This is a genomic window from Flavobacteriaceae bacterium HL-DH10 (assembly GCA_031826515.1).
In the GTDB taxonomy this organism is placed as follows: domain Bacteria; phylum Bacteroidota; class Bacteroidia; order Flavobacteriales; family Flavobacteriaceae; genus Thalassobellus; species Thalassobellus suaedae.
This window is the reverse complement of record CP134536.1, coordinates 4,009,776-4,033,889: the sequence shown is the minus strand read 5'-3', so window position 1 is coordinate 4,033,889 and position 24,114 is coordinate 4,009,776. Positions and strand designations below refer to the sequence as shown.

Below are 24,114 nucleotides of genomic sequence, written 5' to 3'. Positions count from 1 at the left end.
TTTGGTTTGTTTTTATTAAATGATTGATTTTGAATATTTATGTCATATAAATGATTCTCAATCAATCTTTCTTTTTATCAATTTTGTAAAATATATATCTGTAAATTATCATTTAATTATTTTATAGGTGTATTAAACTTCAGATCAATATAATAAAAGCTAAAAAAATATGATATTAGAAATAGCAACTTTTGATATTAAAGCAGATTCTATTGAACAGTTTATGGGGGCTTGCGAAGAAGCCAAGGCTGTTGTGTCTATGGCTAAAGGGTTTCAGGGCTTGGAATTTCAGCACTGCTTAGAAACAAAAACCAAGTTTGTGGTTTTGATTTCGTGGGAGACTATAGAAGACCATACCATCGGTTTTCGGGAATCGGAATTGTTTGTGCAGTGGCGCGCAATTTTATCACCGTTTTTTAATAATCCTCCGGTGGCCGAACATTTTAAATGCATTACTATATTAAATAAATAAAATTTCAACTAAATATGAAACGAATAATTAAAGAAGGTATAGCGCTTTTTGAAGCAGAATCAAATGACAGGAAAGTTAGGGATATTGTAGAAAACTTGCTGAACGACATTAAAGAAGGTGGTGATGAAGCTGTTCGATCTTATTCTGAAAAATTTGATAAATGGTCTCCGGAAAGTTTTCGTCTTACAGAAGCGCAAATAAAAGACATTGTGTCGAGTGTTTCGCCACAAACCATTGAAGATATTAAGTTTGCCCAAGCACAGATTAGAAACTTTGCTACGCACCAGAAAAACTCAATGAAAGATATTGAAGTAGAAACTTTGCCAGGTGTTTTTTTAGGACATAAAAACATTCCTGTAAATAGTGTGGGTTGTTATATTCCTGGAGGTAGATATCCAATGGTGGCTTCTGCGCACATGAGTGTGTTAACTGCAAAAGTTGCAGGTGTAAAACGTGTTATTGCATGCACACCACCGATTAAAGGAGAAATTCCTGCCGAAACCGTTACTGCTATGCATTTGGCTGGAGCCGATGAAATATATTTATTAGGAGGTGTTCAGGCAATTGCTGCTATGGCATTAGGTACAGAAACCATTGAGCCTGTTGATATGATAGTCGGTCCTGGTAATGCGTACGTAGCTGAAGCAAAAAGACAATTATTCGGAAAAGTGGGTATCGATTTGTTGGCAGGTCCAACAGAAACTTTAGTTATTGCCGACCATACCAGTGATGCCGAAATTTGTGCCACTGATTTATTGGGACAAGCCGAACATGGACCAACCTCTCCAGCCATTTTGTTGACTAATTCTGAGGAGTTGGCTAACGACACTTTAAAAGAAGTAGAGCGTCAGTTAAAAACATTGCCAACGGCAGATATTGCTAGTGTGTCTTGGAAAGATTACGGACAAATAATTTTAGTGGACACCGTAGATGAGCTAGTTGAAGAAGCCGATAGAATAGCTAGTGAGCATGTTCAGGTTATGACAGAAGATCCTAGATATTTCTTGGAAAATATGACTAATTATGGAGCCTTGTTCTTGGGAAAATATACGAATGTGGCTTATGGAGACAAGGTTATTGGAACGAACCATACCTTGCCAACAAAACACGGTGCTAAATTTACGGGAGGTCTTTGGGTAGGCAAATTTATGAAAACGTGTACTTATCAAGAAATTAAAACACCTGAAGCTAGTGCTATGATTGGAGAATACTGTTCACGTTTATGTGAAATTGAAAAATTTGCAGGACATAAAGAGCAGGCAGATATTAGGGTTAGACGTTATAAAAATTAAATATGCGTAAAACGGTAATAATAACAGGAGGCTCGGGAGAGATTGGATCGGCAATTAGTAGGCAATTTGCTGAATATGGTTTTGATGTAATTATTACATACAACTCCAATACCGAACGTGCTGAAAATTTTATTAAATCTTTACCTAAAGGCAATCATGCAGCTTTTAAAGCGCCAACAACTGATACTGATAAATTAAAGGAGTTTAAAACCTTTTTTGATAAAAATTATAAGGCTCTAGATGTTTTGGTGAACAACGCGGGCATTACAACGCCGGTACCACATAGTGATTTAGAGGGGTTAACCGATGATTGGATAGATAAAATTATGCAAACCAATTTTAGAGGTTCTTTTGCTATGGTGCGGACTTTTAAAGATTTACTTCAAAAGTCATCTCATTCAGCAGGAGTTGTTATAAATATTTCTTCAATAGCAGGGATATTTGGTATAGGTAGTAATGTGGCGTATTGTGCTTCAAAAGCCGCTTTAGATTCCATGACGCGTTCTTTAGCTCGGGCTTTGGCGCCTAAAATAAGAGTAGTGTCTGTGTCTCCAGGTTTTGTAGAGGGTGATTATACTACAAATATGGATCCTGTGTTTTTAAAAAATCAAAAGGATAACACACCGCTAGGTCGGTTTGCATTAGGTAAAGATGTAGCGCAAGCTGTTTTTTCGGCAGCAACACAGCTAACCTTTTCAACAGGAAATATTATCACCGTCGATGGTGGTAGATTGTTATAAAATATAAATAGAAAATAAATGAAAATTATAGATCTTTCAGTAACTATTTCAGAGGAAATTAAAGAACCGCTTCCAACTTCAATTGTATATGAAGACCATAAAGCAGGTGCAAAAAAAATGGGTGGAAAACTTTTTCAAGGTCTTACCGATGTGTTTATTGATGGTAATGGGCCTGCAGGTGAGTTTTTAAGTGTAACGAGTCATTGTGGAACCCATGTTGATGCACCTTATCATTATTTTCCAACCTGTGAAGGAAAGCCATCTCGAACCATAGATGAAATGCCTTTAGATTGGTTTTTTCACGATGGTGTGGTTTTAGATTTTACAGATAAACCTGATGGTTATATGTTTGAACCAGAAGATTTAATTGAAAAATTAAAGGATATAAATTATACCTTGAAACCTTTTGATATTGTATTGATTCGATGTGACGCCGACAAAAGAATACACGATGATGATTTTGTTAAGATTCACGTTGGTGCTTCTGCAAAAGCAACCCATTGGTTAATAGATCAAGGTGTAAAAGTAATGGGTACCGATGGATGGGGTTGGGATATCCCGTTGCACATTCAAGCCGAGGAGTATAGAAAAAATCCAAGGCCAGGAATTATTTGGGAGGCGCATTACGTTGGGATTGAAAAGGAATACTGCCAAATTGAAAAACTAGCTAATCTAGATCAATTACCACCTTTCGGATTTAAGGTATCTTGCTTTCCTGCAAAAATAAAAGGAGGAAGTGCGGGGTGGACACGCGCTGTGGCAATTATAGAATAGTGCAAAAAATAGTAACTTTAAATTATCAATTAAACTAAAAAAATGAAAAATTATATCTTACCAGTTTTGGCGGCAATACTCTTTATTAGTACATCTTGTGGCAATAAAAAAGAAAAAAGCGAATCCATTGTAAAACCTAATGCTGTTGAGAAAAACGATTTTTTGTTTGGTGTAGCAAGTGCAGCTTATCAAATTGAAGGGAGTTACCAAGAAGATGGGAAAGGGGAATCGAAATGGGATTTTGCAACGAATACGGTTGGAGTAACAAAATTTATTATCGGCGAAAAGCACACAGGGAACGTTGCTGCTAATATGTATGATAGGGAGCAATATTTAAAAGATTTAAAATTGCTTCAAGATATGGGGGCTAACGCTTACAGGTTTTCATTGGATTGGAGTCGGATTATACCAGATGGAACAGGTGAAGTTAATGAGTTGGCTATTGCTCATTATGATCAATTAATAGATGATTGTAAATCTTTTGGGTTAGAGCCTGTAGTAACATTGTATCATTTCGATTATCCTATGGTGTTAGTTAAAAAAGGCGGTTGGGCAAACCCCGAAATGGGAAATTGGTTTAAAAACTATGCTTCTGTTGTTTTTGATAGATTTGGTGAAAAAGTAAACTATTTTATTACGTTTAACGAACCTTATATAGAGTTTCTTGTCGCAGAGTATTTAATGAATTTAGAGCAAAGTAAAGACGCAGATGTTTTAAGGTTTTCTCGAGGATATGCCAAAGCATATCGTCAAATTTTAGCAAGTGCAGAAACTGTGAAATTATACAAAGAAAAGGGCTTGAAAGGTTCTATTGGTATTACTTTAAATTTATCGCCAACATTGCCATTTGATCCTAGCAATGATTTAGATGTTAAGGCTGCTGCGTTGCAAGATAAACTTTTAAATACGTTTTTACTGGATCCTATTTTAAAAGGAAGCTTTCCAAGTCAGGTTAAAGACTCCGTTCAAAAATATGTACCGGAATTTAATCCAACAGAAAAAGAATTAAAGTTTTTAGGTGATAATAAACCAGATTTTTTAGGAATAAATTTTTATGCGCCAGCACTTGTGAAATATGACGCGTTAGTGCCATTTTCAACAACTTGGATGGGATTGAATACTGATGAAGTTAAGTCTCATAATGGTCCTGTTCGTCCAGATGAATTATATAATTTATTAATGCGATTAAAAAAGGAATATAACAACCCTGTAATGATGATAACCGAGAATGGCGCTGGCTTTGAAGGTGAAGATGTAAAAGAAACTCCGGTAGTTAAAGACCCGTTGCGTGCAGATTTTATTAAAAGACACATCAATTCTGCCCTTAAAGCAAAAGAAGATGGTGCTAATTTAATTGGTTATATGGCTTGGTCTGGATGGGATAATTTTGAATGGGTGTTTGGTTATACGGCGCGTTTTGGTCTTATTTATGTAGATTTTGAAACTCAAGAACGTATTCCAAAGGAAAGCTATTATGAATATCAAAAAATATTGAAAGAGAAAAAAGGGCTGAAAGTTAATTAAAAAATGATGATTAGATATTTATTAGGAAAACGCACGATTGCCAGTTTATGTGTATTCATGGTTTTTAATGCCATCGGAGCACAAGATCTTTCGGGAGGATTCCCTGGTATAGATAATAGTAACTCGTTTTCTGCTAATCTAAATTTAAATAAAGAAACAACATATAATAACCCTGTAATTCCAGGGTTTTATTCAGACCCAAGTGTGTGTCGAGTAAACGATGATTATTATTTAATATCAAGTACATTCGAATATTTTCCTGGGGTTCCAGTTTTTCATAGTAAAGATTTGGTTAATTGGGAGCAGATTGGGCATTGTTTAGATAGAAAGGAACAGTTTCCTAATGGACTCTTGATTTTTGCGCCAACCATTAGGTATGATAATGGCATATTTTACATGTTATCTACAAATTTAATGGGTCAAGGTAATTTTTATGTAACCGCAACAAATCCTTCAGGACCATGGTCTAATACCATATATTTCAAAGCAAAAGGTATTGATCCAGATTTGTTTTTTGATGATGATGGTAAATCTTATGTTATAACATCAACGTTTGAATTGTTTCAGATTGATTTAAAAACAGGAACATTGCTTTCAGAAGGAAGAAAAATTTGGAATGGCACTGGCGGCAAATATTTGGAAGGACCACATATTTATAAAAAAGACGGACTCTATTATTTGATGGCAGCTGAAGGCGGCACCGAACAAGGGCATTCTGAAACCATAGCCAGAAGTCAAAGCATTTGGGGACCATATATCGATAATCCTTCTAATCCTATTTTAACTCACGATAACAGGACGGGTCAAGGGTATCCCATTCAAGGGGTTGGGCACGCCGATATGGTTCAGGCGCACGATAATTCATGGTGGATGGTTTTTCATGGATACCGAACTGTAACCAATGGTTTCCATCATATTTTGGGCAGGGAAACCTGTTTAGCTCCAGTAGTTTGGCAGGATAATAGTTGGCCAGTAGTTAACGGCAATGGTACCGTTAGTATCGCGATGACACACTCAACATTGCCAATAACACCAATTGAAAACAAATGGGTTGGATTGGAATTATATTCAGGTGCCAGAAGTGGATAATTATAATTTACAGAAACCAGTATAGTATTTAATCCCATTAATACCAATGAAGAGGCTGGTATGACCTTAGTGAATAATGGTTCTCATTTTGATTTTATAGTTCAGAATAATGGAAAAAAAGAGTTTTGTTTGTGTTGCTCCAATTTGGTTCAACCCATTATCAATCAAAAGCATTTGAATTGCAACCTGGAGCAGTTATTTTAAGAATTGAGGGAAGTAAGTCTACGTTTGCCTTTTCATATACGCAAGACCATAAAGCATATGTAAATGTGGAATCTGTCGATACAAAATTTCTAAGTTCTTAAGTGGTTGGTGGATTTACAGGTGTTTATGTTGGATTGTATGCTACAGGAAAAGGAAAGAAAGGTGAGTCTGAAGCCAATTTTGATTGGTTTGAGTATAAAACGATTAAATTGTGATACATATATAATAGTGTAAGATGAAAAAAATAGTAATTACTAGTCTAGTTTTTGTTTCCATAGCATTTTTATATGCTTTTAAGTCTAAAAAAGAAACGCCGGAACTTAAAAAAAATAGCAAACCCAATATCGTGCTGATCATGGCTGATGACATGGGTTTTTCTGATATAGGGAGTTATGGCTCTGAAATAAAAACTCCAAATATTGACCGTTTGGCCAATGAGGGAACCCGATTGGAGAGATGCTACAACAATGCTATTTGTGCGCCTTCGCGCGCCAGTTTGTTAACTGGGCAATACCCACATAAGGCAGGCATTGGTTTTTTTAATAAGGATTTAGGTTTGCCTGCCTATCAAGGCTATTTAAATAAAGAGTCTCTTACTTTGGCAGAAGGAATGAAGTTAGGGGGTTATTCGACCTATATGTGCGGAAAATGGCATGTTGGAAATAAAGAATCACAATGGCCTTTACAAAGAGGTTTCGATAAGTTTTTTGGATTTATAGATGGAGCTTTAAGTTATTTTGATACAAAACCTATTATGAAAGGACCTCCAAAATCTGCTTGGCTTTTTGAAGGTAATAAACCATATACAATTGAAAAAGATGATTTTTACTTAACAGATGAATTGACCACAAAAGCCATAGCCTATTTAGATGAACAGCCTAAAAGCAAACCATTCTTTCTTTACATGGCATACAACGCACCGCATTGGCCACTTCACGCTAAGGAAAAAGATATAGAGAGACATAGAGGTTTATATGATAAAGGCTGGGATGTGTTAAGAGAGAATAGGTTGAAAAACCTTAAAAAAATTGGGCTGTTTCCAGAGAACCAAAATGCGGATAGAGATGCTTCAATTCCTGAATGGGAGAGCTTAACTTATGATGAAAAACAGTATTGGGTTAAGAAAATGGAAGTATATTCAGCGATGGTTGATAATTTAGACCAGAATATTGGACGTTTGATTAAGCATCTTGAAGAAGCAGGTGAACTAGATAATACATTAATTGTGTTTATATCAGACAATGGTGCAGACGATTGGGATTTTTCAAAACATCCTTTTTCCGTAAAGCGAAATTCTGGTTCTGTAGGTACAAGTGGTTCAAATGAGTCGTATACCAAATATTGGGCACAGGTTTCTAATATGCCTTTAAGAAGTTATAAATCAAACCCGTATGAGGGTGGTGTAAGTAGTCCTTTTGTAGCAAGATGGCCTGAAAAGATTCCTCAAAACACCATTCAGAAAGGCGGTGTTCATGTTATAGACTTTCTGCCTACATTTTTGGACATAGCAGGAGTGTCTTATCCAAAAGAATATAATGGAATAACAACAAATCCACTTTTAGGAAAGAGTTTTATAACATCAATTCAAAATAATAAATGGAATCAGGAACGAGAATTATTTCACGAATGGTCTGGCAATAGGGCGGTGTGGTCTGGAGAATGGAAATTACTTTCAACCTATCCTAAAAATGAATGGGAATTGTATAACCTAAAAAATGATCGGGTAGAAACAAAAAACCTTGCCAATGAATACCCTGAGGTTGTTAAGGAATTAGAACATGCTTATAATAAATGGGCAAAAGACAACGATGTTGAGCCATGGAGTGATGAGTTTGCAAGGAGAACAGGTTTTGGTCCTAAACACTAAATTTTGCTTAAGGTTGGCATATGATTGCTTTTTTTTATATTTTATGTTTTGAAATTTCATATATTGATAAAGGCTAACTAAATAAGACATGGCAAATCAACATAAAATACCAACTCTAAACCTTTCAGAATTAACATCTTTTCATGGAGAAACTACGGAATGGATGCCAAAGGTTTCTCAATCCAAACAAAAAGACTACCATGTAAATAAATTAGATGATATTACTGATAAGGCTAATTTTAAGGTGTTGCCACACCGTAAGGAATTTCACGATTTTATATATTTAAAAAAAGGAATTTCCGTTAGAAGTAAAGGGTTGAATAAGTATGAATTTGGAGATGGGTCTATATTCTTTCTTCCAGCATTTCAAATCACGCAGCACAAATCCATGAGTATTGATGCTGAAGGTTTTTTTTGTCATTTTGATGAAAGCCTTTTCGATTTTTTACCAAAAAAATACCTAAGTGATAGATTTTCTTTTTTTCAATTTCAATCTAATCCAGTTGTTCAGTTATCTAAAGAAACACAACAAAGTGTAGAATTGATTTTGAAACGGTTAATGGTGCTTTATGAAACTGGAGAAAAAACAAAAAAAAACCTAATTGCTTCCTATCTGTTAACCTTATTTGAAGAGGTGAAAAAAGAAGTATTTTTAGAATCTAAAAAAAGCAAAAACTCATATTTTAGGATCACCGAAGCTTATAAGCAATTGTTAACTGAGCATATTTATGAGTATAAACAAATATCGGATTATGCAGATAAACTTCATATTACTCCAAATTATTTAAACAAATGTGTAAAGGCCAGTATTAATAAAACTGCACAAGATTTATTAAAGGAAATGATGGTTTTAGAAGCTAAATCTCTAATAAAGTATTCTGATTTACATGTTTCAGAAATAGCTGTGAAACTTTGTGACCAAACTCCGAGTAACTTCGCCCGGTTTTTTAAAAAGCAAACAGGAATCACTCCAAAGGAATACGCTCAAATGGATTGATTTTGAGTGTATTAGTAATTAATTGATTCGTAGCTCCCGTTGTTGTTTTTTAATTTTTAAGGATAATATGTTGTTGTTTTAAATTCTTTTATATCAAAAATGATGAAATTCAAAATGAAGCAATCATTTTAGTGTAAGAAATTTTGAAGTATTAAAGCAGATTAATTCTAAAAATAAGTTTAAGTACGTTTTGATAATTTCAAGGCTTACGAAAATTACATTAATCGTTCTGATCACAATTATTTTTTTTTTTTTTTGATATTGGTTAAAAATAGTTGATGGCTTTTTAGAAATTGATTATGAATATTTAAATTGATTACAATGCAAGCAAGTCTTAAATAATGTATTTTAATTTATATGTGTTTTAACTAGTTGTTAAGCTATGCCTGACAAAGCTAAGAAGCTTAATTCAATTTTTTAAATAATAAAATAAGAATCACTCTAAAGGGTTATATGTTAAATGGATTGATTTTGAATAGTTTTTATCTTTTTTTGATTCACAATACATATTGTTATATTATAATTTTGTCTTAACCAATTTTATCATAATGATATTTATGTAAATAAAATATGATAAAAGTCATAAAATAATAACTAACATTAATTAATTCTATTAAATTATGAAAACAATTTTTAAATTAACTTTTGCGATATTTTGCTTCTTTGTGAATAGTCAAGTAAGTGCGCAAGAAAGTAATATTACAGGTAAAGTGGTCGATGAGAATGGCATGCCTTTGCCAGGAGTTTCTATATTATTAGAAGGCACATCTAAAGGGGCGGTTTCAGATTTTGATGGAAATTTTTCTGTTAATAATGTAGAGGCAGGAACCTATTCGTTAATTGCATCTTATATTGGTTATACAAAACAAAAATTAAATATTACTCTGCCTCAAACAAAAAACCTTTTAATTACTTTAAAAGAAGATTTGTCTCAATTAGACGAGGTTCTTATTACAGGTTTTTTTGATAAGCGAACACGTATGGAATCTTCAGTAGCCATGTCATCATTGGGAGCAAAAGAAATTGCAAGAACTGCACCTACAAGTTCAGCTGATTTATTGAAAAACATGCCAGGTATTTATGTAAATCAGGCAAGAGGTGAAGTTTGGAATACTGTGTATTCAAGAGGTATTTCGGCAGGATCATCTGATAATGCCAATGGGTATTATTATGTATCTATACAAGAAGATGGTTTGCCTGTTACAAATTTAAATTCAAGTGTAGATGGTTTTTTAAGAGCTGATATTGGAACCGCTAGGGTTGAAGCTATTAGAGGTGGTACGGCTTCTATTTTAGGAGCCAATGCACCAGGTGGTATTTTTAACTATATTACAAGAGAAGGTGGAAGCGAATTTGCAGGAGAAGTTCGTGCAAAAATAGGTATGGAAGGAAATCTTAAAAATCCGTATTACAGAACAGATGTAAATGTAGGCGGTCCTTTGTCTAAGGATGGTTCTTTAACCTATAATTTAAGTGGTTTTTACAGACGCTCCGATGGTGCTAGACACCCTGGATACCCTATGAATAATGGTGGGCAATTTAGAGCTAATTTGGTGAAAAAATATAATTCGGGAAAAGTTAAGGTATATGCTAAGGTATTAAATGACAAAAATGCTTTGGGAGAATTTACACCAACTTCAAATTGGTCTAACCCGAACATAGTTGATGGATTTAATTCTTCCGATTCTTATTATCTTCCAAGTTTGTCATTAGATATACCTATAAATGGGAATGATAGTTTTAATTTCAATTCTGAAGATAAACTGCACTATCAACAACAGGCATTTGGTGTAAATTGGGAACAAGATTTGGGCAACGGATTTAAAATCACCAATGATGCGCGTTATCAAAATATGGACTTTGCTTCAAATATTCCTGCCGTAGTAACTCCTTTTGCTACTGATAGTTTTTTGTTTTATGCTATACCTCATTTATTATTTAAACAAGGAACCTATACTTTTACCGATAGGGTAAGTGGTCAGGTTTTAGGTACCACGACACAAGCCTTTGATCCAACAGTACCTTTTGGCCCGCCATTAAGTTTTACGCCAGGATCAAACAATAATTTTCCTGGAGCTAACGTTCAAGATAATTCATTGTTCTTTTTACCATTGTTTGGTAGTGCTGCTGATGAAACAACTGAGTTTATGGACAACTTTACGTTTTCAAAAAAGCTGGATAACATGAATTTTGTTGCTGGTGCCTTTTATGCGAAGTCCGAGACGAAAAAAACAGGTTTGTCTCAAGATCACGGTATTGCGGTTGGTACTATGCAAGATCAACCCCACTTAGTTGATATTACTTTAGCTGGCATTGATGGTAACACCTATGAGGTAACAGACCCTAATGGCGTTATGGATGTAGGTCGTTCAGGAACCAATATTTCGTCGTTTACAAAAGAGCAATTTTCTTGGTTTTTAGCCTGGGAATGGGAAATTAGCGAGAAACTTAACTTTGATGTTGGCTTTAGACATGAAAGCATTAAAACTGCGGGATATAACAGCCAAAGCATTCCAAATGCAGAATCTGCAGGAAGGGATAATAATCCGTTGACTTTATACGATAATTTTGGAGGTACAGAAGGCCCAGAATTGAGCATAGACAAAACGGTTAGTACGGCATCTTTTTCAACAGGGTTAAATTATAAGTTTGCTGATAATCATGCATTTTATGTAAGATATTCGAATGGTGAAAAGGCACCAGATATTAACTTTTATTTAAATCAAACCTCACAATTTTTAATTGACAATACAATACCTTATGCCCAACAAGTAGAACAAGTTGAGGGCGGATACAAATTTAATTCTGAAAAAGTAAAAGTATTTATTACACCATTTTATAGTGTATTAAGTAATATTTCAGAAACTACCGCTTTTCTTAATGTTGATGGCACTAATTACAACTCACCTATTCAGTTTAACACATATACAACAAGAGGTTTAGAAATTGATGGGTCATATGCATTCACTGATAAAATCATTTTAAAAGGAGGTGCAACGTTTCAAAACTCTAAATTAAAACAATTCACAACTTGGATTGGTGGTAATGACGGACCATCAGATGATACGCTTCTTGATTTGTCAGGCAATGAAGTTGAAAACACACCTTATTTAATGTTTAATATTAACCCCATGTATAATGGAGAAAAATTGTTTGGAGCGGTTAATATAAGCTATATGGGTGATAGACAAGCTAATAATCAAAATGCATGGCAAATGCCAGCGTTTACTACGGTAGATTTAACGGTGGGTTATGATTTTAGTGAAAAATTAAGCTTACAAGCTAACGTAAATAATGTATTAAATACTTATGGTATATTAGGATGGTTTGGTACTGGAGGGTTTCCAGCAGCTTTGGACAGAGAAGGGGTTTCACCCGAATTTGTGGCAGCTAATCCTACCTCACCATTTTCTTCTCAAGGAAGTATGCCAAGATCTTTATTCTTGACTGCTACTTATAAATTTTAATACTAAAAATTAGCAAATCCCCCTTCTTTAAAAAAAAGGGGGATAATTGCTAGAACGGCAAGAAGTCGTGTAAAGATTGTTGTTCTTAAAACAATATGTTTTGATAAGAAATAAAGAAGCTCGGACTTGACGTCTTATTTTCAACCTACATGTTTATCTAATGGTTTTAAGAATTAATTTAAAGATTTCTTATTGACTAAAAAACAAGAGCTATTTATATGAATACTTTAAGAAACATAAGAATCTATATAAAACATGCTGTGTTGTTGTTTATTGCAATCTTCACTATCGAAACAGTCGCACAAAATTATCAAAGTAAACATCGTTTAGTTGTGCTAACGGATATAGAGGGAGATCCAGATGATTCGCAGACCTTGGTGCGTCTTTTGTTGTATTCTAATCAAATTGAAATAGAAGGACTAATAGCCACAACGTCTATTCACCAAAAAACAAGGGTTGCTCCTGAATCAATTCATAAAATTATTGATGCCTATGGAAATGTGCAACCGAATTTATTAAAACATGAATTGGGATTTCCTAGTGCAGAAAAGTTAACCGGAATGGTAAAACAAGGTTTACCTGTATTTGGAATGGAAGGCGTGGGAGAAGGTAAAGACTCCGAAGGCTCACAATGGATAATTAAGATTCTAGAAAAAGATGACGAACGTCCAGTTTGGGTATCGGTTTGGGGTGGAACCAATACCCTTGCCCATGCACTTTGGAAAATAAAGGAAACCAAAAGCAAGATAGAAGCCAAAAAACTGATTAGTAAATTACGAATTTATACCATTTCAGATCAGGATGATACTGGCATTTGGATACGTAAAAATTTCCCAGAATTGTTTTATATTGTTAGTATCGGACATTACGAGGACGCCACTTGGAAAGCTATTAATTCAGTAGTTGAAGGCATAAATAATGATGTGATAAGTAACGAATGGCTTGCCGAAAACATACAACAAGGCAACGGGGCATTGGGAGTAGAATATCCAGATGTAGCCTATGGTATGGAAGGCGATACACCTTCATGGCTAATGTTAGTACAAAATGGGTTAAACAATGAAGCCATACCTAATTGGGGAAGCTGGGGAGCAAGATATGAGTTTTACAACCCCGAACCATTTAAAGAACCATTGTTTTATATTTTTCGAGGAGGTGCAGAATATGAGCCTGAAAGTAGATCGATATGGACCAATGTTAATGACACCTTTACACCTAGAATTCCAAACGCTTATGGAGTTGTCATGCAAAAGGATACTTTGACGGTAACCAATAATCATGTAACCTTATGGCGTTGGCGTGATGATTTTCAAAATGATTTTGCAGCTCGAATGAGCTGGTGTACAGGATTATTCGAAGAAGTTAATCATCCACCTGTACCTGCTTTGGGGCACCCTGAAAATTTTACGGTAAAATCTGGCGAAACTTTTAGTTTGGATGCTAGCGGAACAACCGATCCTGATGGAGATAGTTTGACATACTGGTGGTTTCAATACCTAGAAGTGGGCTCATATAATAAACCAATATCTTTTTGTATGCTTAGTGAGAACCTATATAATATTCACACGATTGTTGCTCCAACAGTTGAAAACCAGAAACGGCTCATTTTATTCTAAAAGTCACCGACAAAGGAAAACCTGCTTTATCAAGATACAAAAGGGTTATTGTAACTATAGTTCTAAATAAAAATAATAAAGTAAATACCCATTAATAATAAAATAGCAAACCAAACGAGAATGATAGTTAGGAATACCTTCTGACCATTGAAAACAAATAAATAATAATAGATGAAAAAAATATTCTCATACGAAAACGGGCTGGTGGCTCTAATGTCTCTTGTCTTTGGTTGCCTGTTTTTTGATAGGTTAGCTCTTAATTTTTTAATTCCATTCGTAGTCAAAGATATTCCATTGAGCGATACCCAAATTGGACTTTTGGCAGGAGTCTTATCTTTGGCTTGGGCATTCTCAAGCTATTTTTCAACGGCTTGGGCTGAGACCAATAACAAAAAGAAACTGGTTTTTGTTGCTGCTGTAGTTGTTTTTTCGTTATGTTCTTTCGGTACGGGTATCGCCATGTCGTTTGCCGGCTTACTAGTAGCAAGACTTGTAATGGGTGTTTCAGAAGGTGCAGTAATTCCACTAGCGCAAAACTTTGTAGAAAAAGAATCGTCTGCTAATCGATTGGGATTAAATGCAGGCATATTGCAAGGTGTAGGTTCGGCTTTATTTGGTTCTATTTTAGCACCTGTTATTTTAGTAGCCATTGCCGAAAATTTAGGTTGGCGAAATGCCTTTTATATAGCTGGAATACCAGGATTGTTATTAGGTGTGTTATCTTGGATTTATGTAAAAAAATCTACTGCTGAAAGTTTAGGGAAAAAAGAAGATACATCCATTCATTTTAAAGAATTATTAAAATACAACAATGTTAAATGGGGTATACCTGTGGCTTGCTGTGTTTTTGGTTGGTGGTTTGCTACATTACCTTTTATATCAAAATATTTTGTTGAAGTGCAAGGTATGAGTCCAGACCAAATGGGAAAAACCATGGGGCTTTTAGGGGTTTCAGGGTTGTTGGCATCTATTATTGTGCCTGCGCTCTCCGATAAATTTGGTCGTAAAAACATCATGTTTATATTCATGTTTTTGGGTATTCTTTATCCTTTTGCGGTCTATTTTTTAAATGGCACGATGTTTCATTTACCAGCCATGTTTATCACTTATTTTATGATGGGGTGTTTAGCAATGATTGCCGCTGTTATTCCTTCAGAAGCTGTTCCGCCACCACTACGGGCAAAGGCTATGGGTTTGATTATGGGCGTTGGCGAAATAGTTGGAGGGGTTATAGTGCCATCAATTGCAGGTGTGTTATCCGATAAGATAGACTCTTCTGCATTTTTATGGGTGTCGGCTACAATGGCCTTATTAGGTGTGCTTTTTACTTTTAAATTGAAGGAAACTTTAGGGCAGCATAAAGAGTTTCCGCATTATTTAGATAATTAAAATATGATGAATAAAAGAACGAATAAATATAGAATAAAACTTGAGTTGCTAGAAACAGCAAAGGCAGATGAAACGGTTTACGAGCCAATAGAATTAGAATTTGACAATCACGATAATATTTTTGTGATTATCGAAAGGATGAAAAACCGAGATTTATTTGAAACCAAACAGCAAGCTGTTGAGTTTGCTATTGGTTTAAAAATGTTTAGCGAAGTGATGCTGAAGAATAGAAAGATAGAATTGTTTTCTGATTTCAGGCCTGCTTTTAGTGAGTTTATGAAAAAGCTTAAGGGGACAAAATAATCTTATCAGGATGGCCAATAAAACAAGAAGAATAGTAACGGGGCACGATAAAAACGGTAAGGCTGTTTTTGTGGACGACAATGCCTTTCAGCTAGAAATCATTCCTACTGGCGACGCTGCGATGGCCACAATTTGGACCACCGCAACGGTCCCCGCAGATTGCAACGATGAAACCGATGGGCGTTTGCGCGATGCAGGTACCACCCTACAAGGCGGTTCCGTTATCAGGATGGTTGACATGCTGCCTGGGACTTCTTCGCCAATGCACCGCAGCAACAGTATCGACTATGGCATTGTGTTGAGTGGTGAAATAGAATTGGAATTGGATGATAAAGTGTTCAAAACCATTGGGCCGGAAGGCATCATCATTCAAAATGGTACCATCCATAAATGGCGCAACCCCAGTGAGACCGAAGTGTGCAGGATTTTGTTTGTTTTAATTGAAGCAAAGCCTTTTGAGTTAAATGGCAAACCATTTCCTGAAGTTATGGAACATTAATAATTAGTTTGAACAAAAATAATATAAATGAAAATTCTAAACACAACATGGAATTGCTGTATTCTGCTTATTGTTTTCTTTTTGGTTTCATGCAAACAAAAAGAAGTACAAATTGAGAATTCTGTAAAGCAAAAGACTGAAATGAAAAATGTGCCTTTAGCAGATTTGCGAACGGCTGCTTTAAAAGATGGCTTAGATTCCTTGGAATTGGAAAAAGGACAAGAATTATTACATCAATTAGAAAATGCAAGTGGTGGTTTTGATAAGTGGAATCATTATAAAACGGGAGAATTTATAATGACTGCGGATTGGTATGGAAATGAAACCAATTGGACTACCAACCCACAAAAATTCAGTATGGTTTGCGAATTGGGAACTTATAATAGTGAGCTTACTTTACTAAATGGTCCTCAAAAGGACAATACTTGGAAAATAAAGAATGATAAATCTTATGCTATTAATAAAGAAGGAAATCAATCTTTAGATATGAATGAGATGATTCTTCATAAAAACAGATATAAAAGTTATTGGTTTCAATTGCCGTTTCGCTTAAGAGAAGCATCAATAATAGCCTCGGCTGGTGAAAAAACAATTAATAATGTTAATTATGATGTATTGTTTATAACATGGAAAAGTGTTGAACCCAACCCAGAATATGATCAATACATGATTTATTTAAATAAAGACACTCATTTAATAAGTTGCTTAGAGTTTACGTTAAGGGAAGCGCACCCAATGGCTACAGGGGTAAGTAAGTTTGAAAATTACAAAGAGCAAAATGGAATTGTTTTGCCAACATCGCAATACATAACTCAAGGCACTTTAGATAAACCTAGAACCAAATTACATGAAAATCATATTTCTGAATTTTATTTTGAACCCGTTAGGCATAATTGATTTATATAATAAAGCAAAATCGGGAATTCACTTCCTGAAGTAATCAAATAAAAAAAGAATATCACATGGTAAAAATTAACTATTTTCAGGCACTATTCATCCTTTTATTCTTTTCATTAAATGGAATTGCACAAGAAGAAATTCCCGCATACATTCCAACTGAATTACGGAAAGAAGCAATAATAATAGATGGTAAATCTAGAACCTTCGAATATTTTGTTCCTAAAGATTTGAAAAGTTCGTCTTCACTCGTATTTGCTTTACATGGGTCAAATGGAAATGTAAAGGATACTCGAAGATTTACCAATTATGAGTTTGAAAGGATTGCAAGTGAAAGAAAAAAACAGATAATAGTTTATCCTTTAGGCTATGAAAATCATTGGAATGATTGCAGAATGAATGCCAGTTATAAAGCCAATCAAGAAGATGTAAATGATATCAAATTTTTTGAAGAAATGATAACACATTTCCACAAGAAATTCCATATAAATAAAAACAAGGTATTTGCTACCGGAATTTCAAATGGTGGACATATGTGCTACAAATTGGCCTATGAATTGCCTGAGAAAATTAAAGGCATAGCTCCATTTGTGGCCAACATACCAAAGGATTTTAATAATGACTGTACACCAAAAAACGTGTCCACTTCTGTGCTTATCATTAATGGTACGAACGACCCTATAAATCCTTATGAAGGAGGATGGGTAGTGATAGGACAAGATAGTACACGTGGTTCGGTACAATCTACCGAAAAAACCGTAGCATACTGGAAAAGTTTATTGCCATGTACTGTTGAGTCAGAAACAATTGAATATGAAGATTATAGCAGTGATGACAACTCCACGGTTGTCCATGTCAAATATGCCTGCTATAACACCGACAAAAAAGTGGAACTCATAAAAGTTATTAACGGTGGGCATACTGTACCGTTAAAGGATACCCCGCCCATTCCCGAACGCTTTAAAAAAATTGTTGGAAACAAAAATTTAGACATCAATGCTCCATTAATCGTAGTGGACTTTTTTGAAAGTTTAATCGAATCAACCAAGTAATTTACGCAATACGAATAGATGATGATAGATTTTGACATAAAAGTACAGTCCGTATTAACTACATATCATAAACGCATAGCAACTGAAAATAAATTAATGCAAACATTGCCCCTAGAGGAAGGCATGAAAATGCGTGATGAATTTTTACTTCCCGTAGGTAGGGAAGTTGGCCAGTTTTTAAATGCCTTAATAAAAGGCAGTAAGGCCAAAACAATATTGGAGATAGGAACTTCCTATGGGTATTCAACACTTTGGTTGGCAGAAGCAGCAAGAGCAAATAAAGGGAAAGTAATAACCCTAGAGAATAATCCTGAAAAAGTGGTATATGCTAAAGAAAAAATAGAGGAAGCTGGTTTAATACAATTTGTCGATTTTAGGGTAGGAGATGCTCTAGAAAGTATAGAAAATGCTACTGAAACTTTTGATTTTGTGTTGTTGGATATTTGGAAAGAACTGTATGTAGAATGCTTTGATTTGTTCTATTCTAAATTAAATAAAGGAGCTTGGGTTTTAGGTGATAATATGCTTTTGCCACCACATTCAACAAAGGAAACAAATGCATATAGAAAAAGTATAACTAACAAGAAAACATTTACATCTATCCTCATGCCTATTGGTAGCGGAATAGAAGTGAGTCATTATAAGAATTATGAATATGAGATTTAAAGATAAAGTATGTTTAGTTACAGGAGCTTCCTCGGGTATAGGGAAAGCAACAGCTATGGCTTTTGCTAAGGAAGGAGGTCGGGTAGTGGTTTCCGATGTGAATGTAGAGCAGGGCGAACGCGTTGTAAATGAAATAGGTTCAATCGGCGGGAAAGCCATATTTGTAAAATGTGATATTTCAAAACGAGAAGACGTTGAACATTTGGTTAAGAAAACGGTTGATGAATTTGGAAGATTGGATTGTGCCGTTAATTCCGCAGGAATAGCTGGTAATTTGTCTCTGCCAACCCATGAATATCCTGAAGATGCTTGGTTGCAACAAATAAACATTAATCTTACAGGAACTTGGTACTGTGTTAAATATCAATTGCAAGAAATGTTAAAAACGGGTGGTGGTAACATAGTTTGTGTGTCCTCGGCAGCGGGTTTGGTTGGTCAACCAGAAAATGTGCCTTATGCTGCTTCTAAGCACGGGGTGGTTGGAATTGTAAAAAGTGCCGCTATTGAGTATGCAACCAAAAACATTCGCATAAATGCCATATGTCCAACAGCTATAGAAACACCAATGCTTATGGAGGGGCGACGCAAGTTGGCCTATAATCCAGAGGCAAAAGAAGAAGCAATTAATCATCAACGGATGAAACGTATGGGACAACCACAAGAAGTAGCCGATGTAGCTCTTTGGTTATGTTCTAACCAATCAACTTTTATTACAGGTCATGCTATGGCTGTTGATGGAGGTGCTTTTGCGTAAAATGAATAAAAAATATAACAATTTAGTTGTTTAAATTGTTAAATAGATTGATTTTGAATATAATTAGAATGTAATTGATTCACTAGAAGGTTATAACAACTTTACTTTTGTAATAGATTATTATTAATAAAACATATAAATTTTAATAGATATGGCAAGAAATCCACATTATTTTTCACAAATGGCACATGTAGAAGTGCTTACTAAAGATTTAGAAAAATCAGTACACTTCTTTGGTGATATAGTTGGTATGGATATAACTGGAAGAGAGGAAAATTCAGTTTATTTACGAGCATGGGGAGATTATTTCCATCATACCTTAAAGTTAACACAAAGCAATGAATCTGGTCTTGGTCATATAGGTTGGAGAGCTGATAGTCCTGAAGCTTTAGAAGATGCAGTACAATATCTAGAAAGCATTGGTGCTGGTAGAGGATGGTACGATGGTGATCAAGGTCACGGAAAAGCATTTAAATTTCAATCACCAGAAGGACATATGCATGAAGTGTTTTGGGATGTAGAATGGTTACGAGAAGAAGGTGAACGCGGAAGTATTTATGCAGATAGATATGCTAGTAATAGAGGTAAAGGAGCGAACCCAAGACGGTTTGATCATGTAACTTATATGGTGTCTAAGGGGGCTTATGAATTAGAAAAAGCATTTTGGAAAGAATTGGGCTTTAAGAATCCCGATGAAATTAGGATTTCAGATGATATGCCACCAATAGGTGGGCTACATACATTAGCAAACTTATCCCATGATATTGCTGTTTTTACAGATCCTAATATTGAGCCAAAGGCAGGTGTTCTAAATCATATTTGTTGGAATGTGGATAGTAGAGAGGAAGTTTTATTAGCTTTAGATTATTTCACAGAAAAAGGGTATAAGAGTGTTATGGGCGCACCAACAAGACATAAAGCAGATGAAGGATTCTTTATTTATATTATCGATCCAGGAAGTGGTGTCTTGTTTGAATATTACGCTTGTGCAAGATTGGTTTTTGCACCAGATCATTTAGACGTACACTATTTAAAAGATAACCCAAATGATGCTTGGGGATTTGCTAACCCTTTTAAAGAAATGGGTAAAGGTAAAAAAGCAGGTCTTTCTGAAGATGGTACCGTAAAACCTATGGATGTATAAAGTCTATTTATTCTAAATAATAACTAAAAAATAAAAAAATTATGTGGCATTATTTTCCAGGACAGTACATGCCGTCCTATCAAGTAAATAGAGCTCTTACACAGGCACATTATGGTGGAGGTGAATTTGCAGAAATACTTGAGGTTGCAGCAGATATCGACCCAAATAATAGAGAATCTTATAATGAAGCTTGGCTCAAAAAAGGGAATCCCGTTTATGAACTGGCAGAAGAATTTAAAAAAAACGGACATTATATTTCGGCAAGACGTACTTATTTAAGAGCGTTTAATTACTTGCGTTCAGCCGAGTTTTTTATGAAGCTGGGACACGAGAAAAAAATACCAACCTATTTAAAAGCTAGAGAAGCATTTTTAAAAGCCATTAAATATTTTGATGAAAAACCGTTACAGGTAGAAGTACCATTTGAAGGCTCTTTTTTACCAGGATATTTGTTTAAGCCTACAGGTGTTAAAAACCCTCCGGTAATGGTTATGTTTGGCGGTTTGGATAGTTTGGCAGAAGAGCTTTATTTCGGTATTGGTCAGCATTTAAACGAACGTGGCATAGCTTTACTGGCTATGGATGGGCCAGGGCAAGGCGCTGCTTTAAGATTAAATAACATTCATTCTCGTCATGATTATAATGTGGCAGGAACAGCAGTTTTAGAGTATTGTATTGATAATTTAAAAGATGAAATTGATACCGGCCGTATTGGTATTGGAGCTGTATCTATGGGAGGTTATATGGCTGCCCGATGTGCTGCTTTCGAACCTAGATTTAAGGTTTGTATGATTTTTGGAGCCGTTTGGTCTTATTACCAAGTTTGGGCGGGCAGACCAGCAACGCATCCTTTAGCAGAGATAGTTGAGCATATTATGGATGCCGATAGTTATGACCAAGTTCTTGAGAAACTTAAAGGTTTTACTCTTGAAAATGGTGTAGCAGAGAAAATTTCGATGCCAACCTATATTCTTCATGGAGAAGATGATAAGCAAAATTTTGTTGAGCATGCCTATAACCTAGAAAAACACTTAACTTGTGAACATCAATTGGAAGTAATTCCGAAAGGTGAAAGTGGTTCTCAACATTGTCAAATAGACGATTTTACAAAAACGTTTAATATGTACGATTGGATTGCGGAAAGATTATAGTAAAATCAACTCTTTTTTTGTAATTTAAAACCAACTAAAAAAACCACTAAACTAATTATGGAATCAATAAATAATGTACTAATTGTAGGAGGCGGTATAGGTGGACAATCTGTAGCTATCGCGCTTAGACAAATAGGGATAAATGTAGATATAGTTGAAATCGAACCCAAGTTTGATGTATATGGCGTAGGTATCATTCAACAAGCAAATGCTTTAAGAGCACTAGATGAACTCGGTGTCGCAGATGAAGCTATGAATCGAGGATGCCCGTACGCCCAAGTAAAAATGTGTACGCCAACGGGTCATCAAGTTGCCGAAGTAGGAACACCTCCAATAGGTCGTTTTCCAAGTCATAATGGGATTTCAAGACGAATTTTACATGAAGTATTGTTTGAAAGAAGCAAAGCTTTGGGTACAAAATACCAAATGGGATTGACTGTTAATGAAATAAAAGAAAAGGAAGATGGTGTTGATGTGGTGTTTTCAGATGGAAACATTGGGAGTTATGATATACTGATTGGTGCCGATGGTGTAAACTCAAAAGTACGTAGTTTGATTTTTGGAGATTATAAACCAAATTATGTAGGACTTTCGGTATGGCGTTATGCTTTTAAAAGACCAAAAGATTTGGACACGGGCTACATGTATTTTGGAAAGAAAAGCAAGTTAGGTTTAATCCCAATGACCGAAGATACTATATACATGTTTGTGGTATCAGCAGAAGGTGCTGATAATCCTTTTATAAAAGAAGAACAGATGATACCTATGCTAAAATCGTACATGCAAGAATATCCAGTTGCTATGGTTCAAGATTTAATAGATCAAGTAGTTGATCCTAAATTGGTTAATTATCGCCCTTTAGAAACTTTAAGTTTACCAGCACCTTGGTATAAAGGAAATGCTATAATTATTGGCGATGGGGCACATGCAACTTTACCTCAGTTGGGGTCTGGGGCAGCATTAGCTATTGAAGATGCTGTGGTATTGGCAGAAGAAATTGAAAAGCAAGATGGCACTTCTGCCATATTTTCAAGATTTATGGCACGCAGATATGAACGATGTAAAATGGTTGTTGAAAGCTCAGAGCGCATAGGGGAATGGGAGTTAATGACTTTTAAAGGAAAACAATTACCTGAAGGTGTAAATATAGGTGCTGAAATGGGAAAAACATGTATGGCACTTACCCAACCAATTTAAAAATTAATAAAGAATATGAAATTAGTTACATTTATAAATAGAGAAGGAAATACCCGTATAGGATGGATTGAAGGTACTCAAGTTGTTGATATGAATTTGGCAGAAGCATCGCTTCCAACTGATATGCTTTCATTTATTGATAACCATGAGGAATATTTTAAAACAATAAAAGCTCTTGGAGACATAGCACCGCATTATTCATTAGGTGAAGTGACGTTAATAGCGCCATTACCAAATCCAAGAAGTTTTAGAGATTATATTGGCTTTGAGCAGCATATGCTCAATGCCTCAAAATCATTCGGACATACAGTAGGGGAAGCTTGGTACGAAATGCCTATTTTTTACTTCACCAACCACCACGGTGTTTATGGACCCAATGATGAGATAAAACGTCCGGAAAAAGAAACCAAGTTGGATATTGAATTGGAGATGGCCGTGATTATTGGCAAAAAAGGAAAAGACATTAAAATTGAAGATGCCGACGATTATATTTTCGGTTATACGGTTTTTAACGATTGGACGGCACGTGCCATCCAAAAGCGTGAAATGACCGTGCCTTTGGGGCCACATAAAGGTAAGGATTTTGCCAATGCCATTGGGCCTTGCATCGTCACCAAAGACGAATTTGAACAATACCGTTGTTCTATAAATAGGGAAAGTCACCCAGAACATTTGGCCATGCCCAAACACACAGGCAGTAGGTTCGATTTAAAAATGACTGCAAAAATTAATGGAGAAACCATTTGCGAAGGCAATTACAAAACGGTGCATTGGAGCTTTCCGGAAATGATGCAACGTGCATCTGAAAACAATGTTTCCCTGATGCCTGGTGATATTTTAGGAAGCGGAACCGTTGGCTGGGGCAGTTTGATAGAAAACAATTTTTCGGTGCACCGACCATTGGAGCCCGGAGATGTTGTAGAGCTTGAAATAGAAGGTATTGGTGTATTAAAAAATACAGTTATTTGAGTTAGTTATAATTTCTGTGTTAATTGGTTAAAAGTCTAAATTTAATTATTT

At 35.3% G+C, this 24,114-nt stretch carries 22 protein-coding genes; all 22 read left to right on the top strand.

Going from position 1 to position 24,114, the window contains the following annotated elements; translation table 11 throughout:
• Nucleotides 1–169: 169 nt before the first annotated feature.
• Complete coding sequence (locus RHP49_17090; protein ID WNH12591.1) at nucleotides 170–472, top strand: antibiotic biosynthesis monooxygenase; 303 nt, start codon at nucleotides 170–172, stop codon at nucleotides 470–472.
• 14 nt (nucleotides 473–486) lie between these two features.
• Nucleotides 487–1,764, top strand: a complete 1,278-nt coding sequence (gene hisD, locus RHP49_17085) for a histidinol dehydrogenase (protein ID WNH12590.1) — start codon at nucleotides 487–489, stop codon at nucleotides 1,762–1,764.
• Between the two features lie 2 nt (nucleotides 1,765–1,766).
• Nucleotides 1,767–2,504 carry an SDR family oxidoreductase gene (locus RHP49_17080; protein WNH12589.1) on the top strand — a complete coding sequence of 246 codons (738 nt, stop codon included), beginning with the start codon at nucleotides 1,767–1,769 and terminating at the stop codon, nucleotides 2,502–2,504.
• An 18-nt stretch (nucleotides 2,505–2,522) separates the two neighbouring features.
• Nucleotides 2,523–3,278, top strand: a complete 756-nt coding sequence (locus RHP49_17075) for a cyclase family protein (protein WNH12588.1) — start codon at nucleotides 2,523–2,525, stop codon at nucleotides 3,276–3,278.
• Between the two features lie 42 nt (nucleotides 3,279–3,320).
• Nucleotides 3,321–4,802, top strand: coding sequence for a family 1 glycosylhydrolase (locus tag RHP49_17070; protein WNH12587.1), 1,482 nt, complete (start codon nucleotides 3,321–3,323; stop codon nucleotides 4,800–4,802).
• Between the two features lie 3 nt (nucleotides 4,803–4,805).
• Nucleotides 4,806–5,891 (top strand): glycoside hydrolase family 43 protein, encoded by a 1,086-nt coding sequence (locus tag RHP49_17065; protein WNH12586.1) that lies wholly within the window; start codon nucleotides 4,806–4,808, stop codon nucleotides 5,889–5,891.
• Between the two features lie 305 nt (nucleotides 5,892–6,196).
• Nucleotides 6,197–6,310, top strand: a complete 114-nt coding sequence (locus RHP49_17060; protein ID WNH12585.1) for a hypothetical protein — start codon at nucleotides 6,197–6,199, stop codon at nucleotides 6,308–6,310.
• 20 nt (nucleotides 6,311–6,330) lie between these two features.
• Nucleotides 6,331–7,962, top strand: coding sequence for an arylsulfatase (locus RHP49_17055; protein WNH12584.1), 1,632 nt, complete (start codon nucleotides 6,331–6,333; stop codon nucleotides 7,960–7,962).
• An 88-nt stretch (nucleotides 7,963–8,050) separates the two neighbouring features.
• Nucleotides 8,051–8,959, top strand: a complete 909-nt coding sequence (locus RHP49_17050; GenBank protein ID WNH12583.1) for a helix-turn-helix domain-containing protein — start codon at nucleotides 8,051–8,053, stop codon at nucleotides 8,957–8,959.
• A gap of 620 nt (nucleotides 8,960–9,579) precedes the next feature.
• Nucleotides 9,580–12,426: a TonB-dependent receptor gene (locus RHP49_17045; GenBank protein ID WNH12582.1), complete on the top strand. Its 2,847-nt coding sequence runs from the start codon at nucleotides 9,580–9,582 to the stop codon at nucleotides 12,424–12,426.
• Between the two features lie 218 nt (nucleotides 12,427–12,644).
• Nucleotides 12,645–14,042 carry a DUF1593 domain-containing protein gene (locus RHP49_17040; protein WNH12581.1) on the top strand — a complete coding sequence of 466 codons (1,398 nt, stop codon included), beginning with the start codon at nucleotides 12,645–12,647 and terminating at the stop codon, nucleotides 14,040–14,042.
• A gap of 171 nt (nucleotides 14,043–14,213) precedes the next feature.
• Complete coding sequence (locus tag RHP49_17035) at nucleotides 14,214–15,431, top strand: MFS transporter (GenBank protein ID WNH12580.1); 1,218 nt, start codon at nucleotides 14,214–14,216, stop codon at nucleotides 15,429–15,431.
• Between the two features lie 3 nt (nucleotides 15,432–15,434).
• Nucleotides 15,435–15,734 carry a DUF3861 domain-containing protein gene (locus RHP49_17030; protein WNH12579.1) on the top strand — a complete coding sequence of 100 codons (300 nt, stop codon included), beginning with the start codon at nucleotides 15,435–15,437 and terminating at the stop codon, nucleotides 15,732–15,734.
• A 10-nt stretch (nucleotides 15,735–15,744) separates the two neighbouring features.
• Nucleotides 15,745–16,233, top strand: a complete 489-nt coding sequence (locus RHP49_17025) for a cupin domain-containing protein (protein ID WNH12578.1) — start codon at nucleotides 15,745–15,747, stop codon at nucleotides 16,231–16,233.
• Between the two features lie 27 nt (nucleotides 16,234–16,260).
• Nucleotides 16,261–17,130, top strand: a complete 870-nt coding sequence (locus RHP49_17020; GenBank protein WNH12577.1) for a DUF6503 family protein — start codon at nucleotides 16,261–16,263, stop codon at nucleotides 17,128–17,130.
• 65 nt (nucleotides 17,131–17,195) lie between these two features.
• Nucleotides 17,196–18,182 (top strand): hypothetical protein, encoded by a 987-nt coding sequence (locus tag RHP49_17015; GenBank protein WNH12576.1) that lies wholly within the window; start codon nucleotides 17,196–17,198, stop codon nucleotides 18,180–18,182.
• Between the two features lie 18 nt (nucleotides 18,183–18,200).
• Nucleotides 18,201–18,848 (top strand): O-methyltransferase, encoded by a 648-nt coding sequence (locus RHP49_17010; protein ID WNH12575.1) that lies wholly within the window; start codon nucleotides 18,201–18,203, stop codon nucleotides 18,846–18,848.
• Nucleotides 18,838–19,602 carry an SDR family oxidoreductase gene (locus RHP49_17005; GenBank protein WNH12574.1) on the top strand — a complete coding sequence of 255 codons (765 nt, stop codon included), beginning with the start codon at nucleotides 18,838–18,840 and terminating at the stop codon, nucleotides 19,600–19,602. The genes RHP49_17010 and RHP49_17005 overlap by 11 nt, the downstream gene beginning before the upstream one ends.
• 151 nt (nucleotides 19,603–19,753) lie before the next feature.
• Nucleotides 19,754–20,746 (top strand): VOC family protein, encoded by a 993-nt coding sequence (locus RHP49_17000; GenBank protein ID WNH12573.1) that lies wholly within the window; start codon nucleotides 19,754–19,756, stop codon nucleotides 20,744–20,746.
• A 41-nt stretch (nucleotides 20,747–20,787) separates the two neighbouring features.
• Nucleotides 20,788–21,897, top strand: a complete 1,110-nt coding sequence (locus RHP49_16995; protein WNH12572.1) for an alpha/beta hydrolase — start codon at nucleotides 20,788–20,790, stop codon at nucleotides 21,895–21,897.
• 57 nt (nucleotides 21,898–21,954) lie between these two features.
• On the top strand, nucleotides 21,955–23,094 hold the full coding sequence (locus tag RHP49_16990; GenBank protein WNH12571.1) for an FAD-dependent monooxygenase: 1,140 nt from the start codon (nucleotides 21,955–21,957) through the stop codon (nucleotides 23,092–23,094).
• A 15-nt stretch (nucleotides 23,095–23,109) separates the two neighbouring features.
• Nucleotides 23,110–24,063: a fumarylacetoacetate hydrolase family protein gene (locus tag RHP49_16985; protein WNH12570.1), complete on the top strand. Its 954-nt coding sequence runs from the start codon at nucleotides 23,110–23,112 to the stop codon at nucleotides 24,061–24,063.
• The last annotated feature ends 51 nt before the right edge of the window (nucleotides 24,064–24,114 follow it).

Excerpts from the sequence above, each read along its gene's own strand:
- RHP49_17010 (WNH12575.1), top strand. The coding sequence starts at position 18,201 with ATGATGATAGATTTTGACATAAAAGTACAGTCCGTATTAACTACATAT.
- RHP49_16990 (WNH12571.1), top strand. The coding sequence starts at position 21,955 with ATGGAATCAATAAATAATGTACTAATTGTAGGAGGCGGTATAGGTGGA.
- RHP49_17040 (WNH12581.1), top strand. The coding sequence starts at position 12,645 with ATGAATACTTTAAGAAACATAAGAATCTATATAAAACATGCTGTGTTG.
- RHP49_17020 (WNH12577.1), top strand. The coding sequence starts at position 16,261 with ATGAAAATTCTAAACACAACATGGAATTGCTGTATTCTGCTTATTGTT.
- RHP49_17065 (WNH12586.1), top strand. The coding sequence starts at position 4,806 with ATGATGATTAGATATTTATTAGGAAAACGCACGATTGCCAGTTTATGT.
- RHP49_17030 (WNH12579.1), top strand. The coding sequence starts at position 15,435 with ATGATGAATAAAAGAACGAATAAATATAGAATAAAACTTGAGTTGCTA.
- RHP49_17025 (WNH12578.1), top strand. The coding sequence starts at position 15,745 with ATGGCCAATAAAACAAGAAGAATAGTAACGGGGCACGATAAAAACGGT.
- hisD (WNH12590.1), top strand. The coding sequence starts at position 487 with ATGAAACGAATAATTAAAGAAGGTATAGCGCTTTTTGAAGCAGAATCA.
- RHP49_17000 (WNH12573.1), top strand. The coding sequence starts at position 19,754 with ATGGCAAGAAATCCACATTATTTTTCACAAATGGCACATGTAGAAGTG.
- RHP49_17050 (WNH12583.1), top strand. The coding sequence starts at position 8,051 with ATGGCAAATCAACATAAAATACCAACTCTAAACCTTTCAGAATTAACA.
- RHP49_17015 (WNH12576.1), top strand. The coding sequence starts at position 17,196 with ATGGTAAAAATTAACTATTTTCAGGCACTATTCATCCTTTTATTCTTT.
- RHP49_17035 (WNH12580.1), top strand. The coding sequence starts at position 14,214 with ATGAAAAAAATATTCTCATACGAAAACGGGCTGGTGGCTCTAATGTCT.
- RHP49_17090 (WNH12591.1), top strand. The coding sequence starts at position 170 with ATGATATTAGAAATAGCAACTTTTGATATTAAAGCAGATTCTATTGAA.
- RHP49_17075 (WNH12588.1), top strand. The coding sequence starts at position 2,523 with ATGAAAATTATAGATCTTTCAGTAACTATTTCAGAGGAAATTAAAGAA.
- RHP49_16985 (WNH12570.1), top strand. The coding sequence starts at position 23,110 with ATGAAATTAGTTACATTTATAAATAGAGAAGGAAATACCCGTATAGGA.
- RHP49_17055 (WNH12584.1), top strand. The coding sequence starts at position 6,331 with ATGAAAAAAATAGTAATTACTAGTCTAGTTTTTGTTTCCATAGCATTT.
- RHP49_17080 (WNH12589.1), top strand. The coding sequence starts at position 1,767 with ATGCGTAAAACGGTAATAATAACAGGAGGCTCGGGAGAGATTGGATCG.
- RHP49_16995 (WNH12572.1), top strand. The coding sequence starts at position 20,788 with ATGTGGCATTATTTTCCAGGACAGTACATGCCGTCCTATCAAGTAAAT.
- RHP49_17045 (WNH12582.1), top strand. The coding sequence starts at position 9,580 with ATGAAAACAATTTTTAAATTAACTTTTGCGATATTTTGCTTCTTTGTG.
- RHP49_17070 (WNH12587.1), top strand. The coding sequence starts at position 3,321 with ATGAAAAATTATATCTTACCAGTTTTGGCGGCAATACTCTTTATTAGT.
- RHP49_17005 (WNH12574.1), top strand. The coding sequence starts at position 18,838 with ATGAGATTTAAAGATAAAGTATGTTTAGTTACAGGAGCTTCCTCGGGT.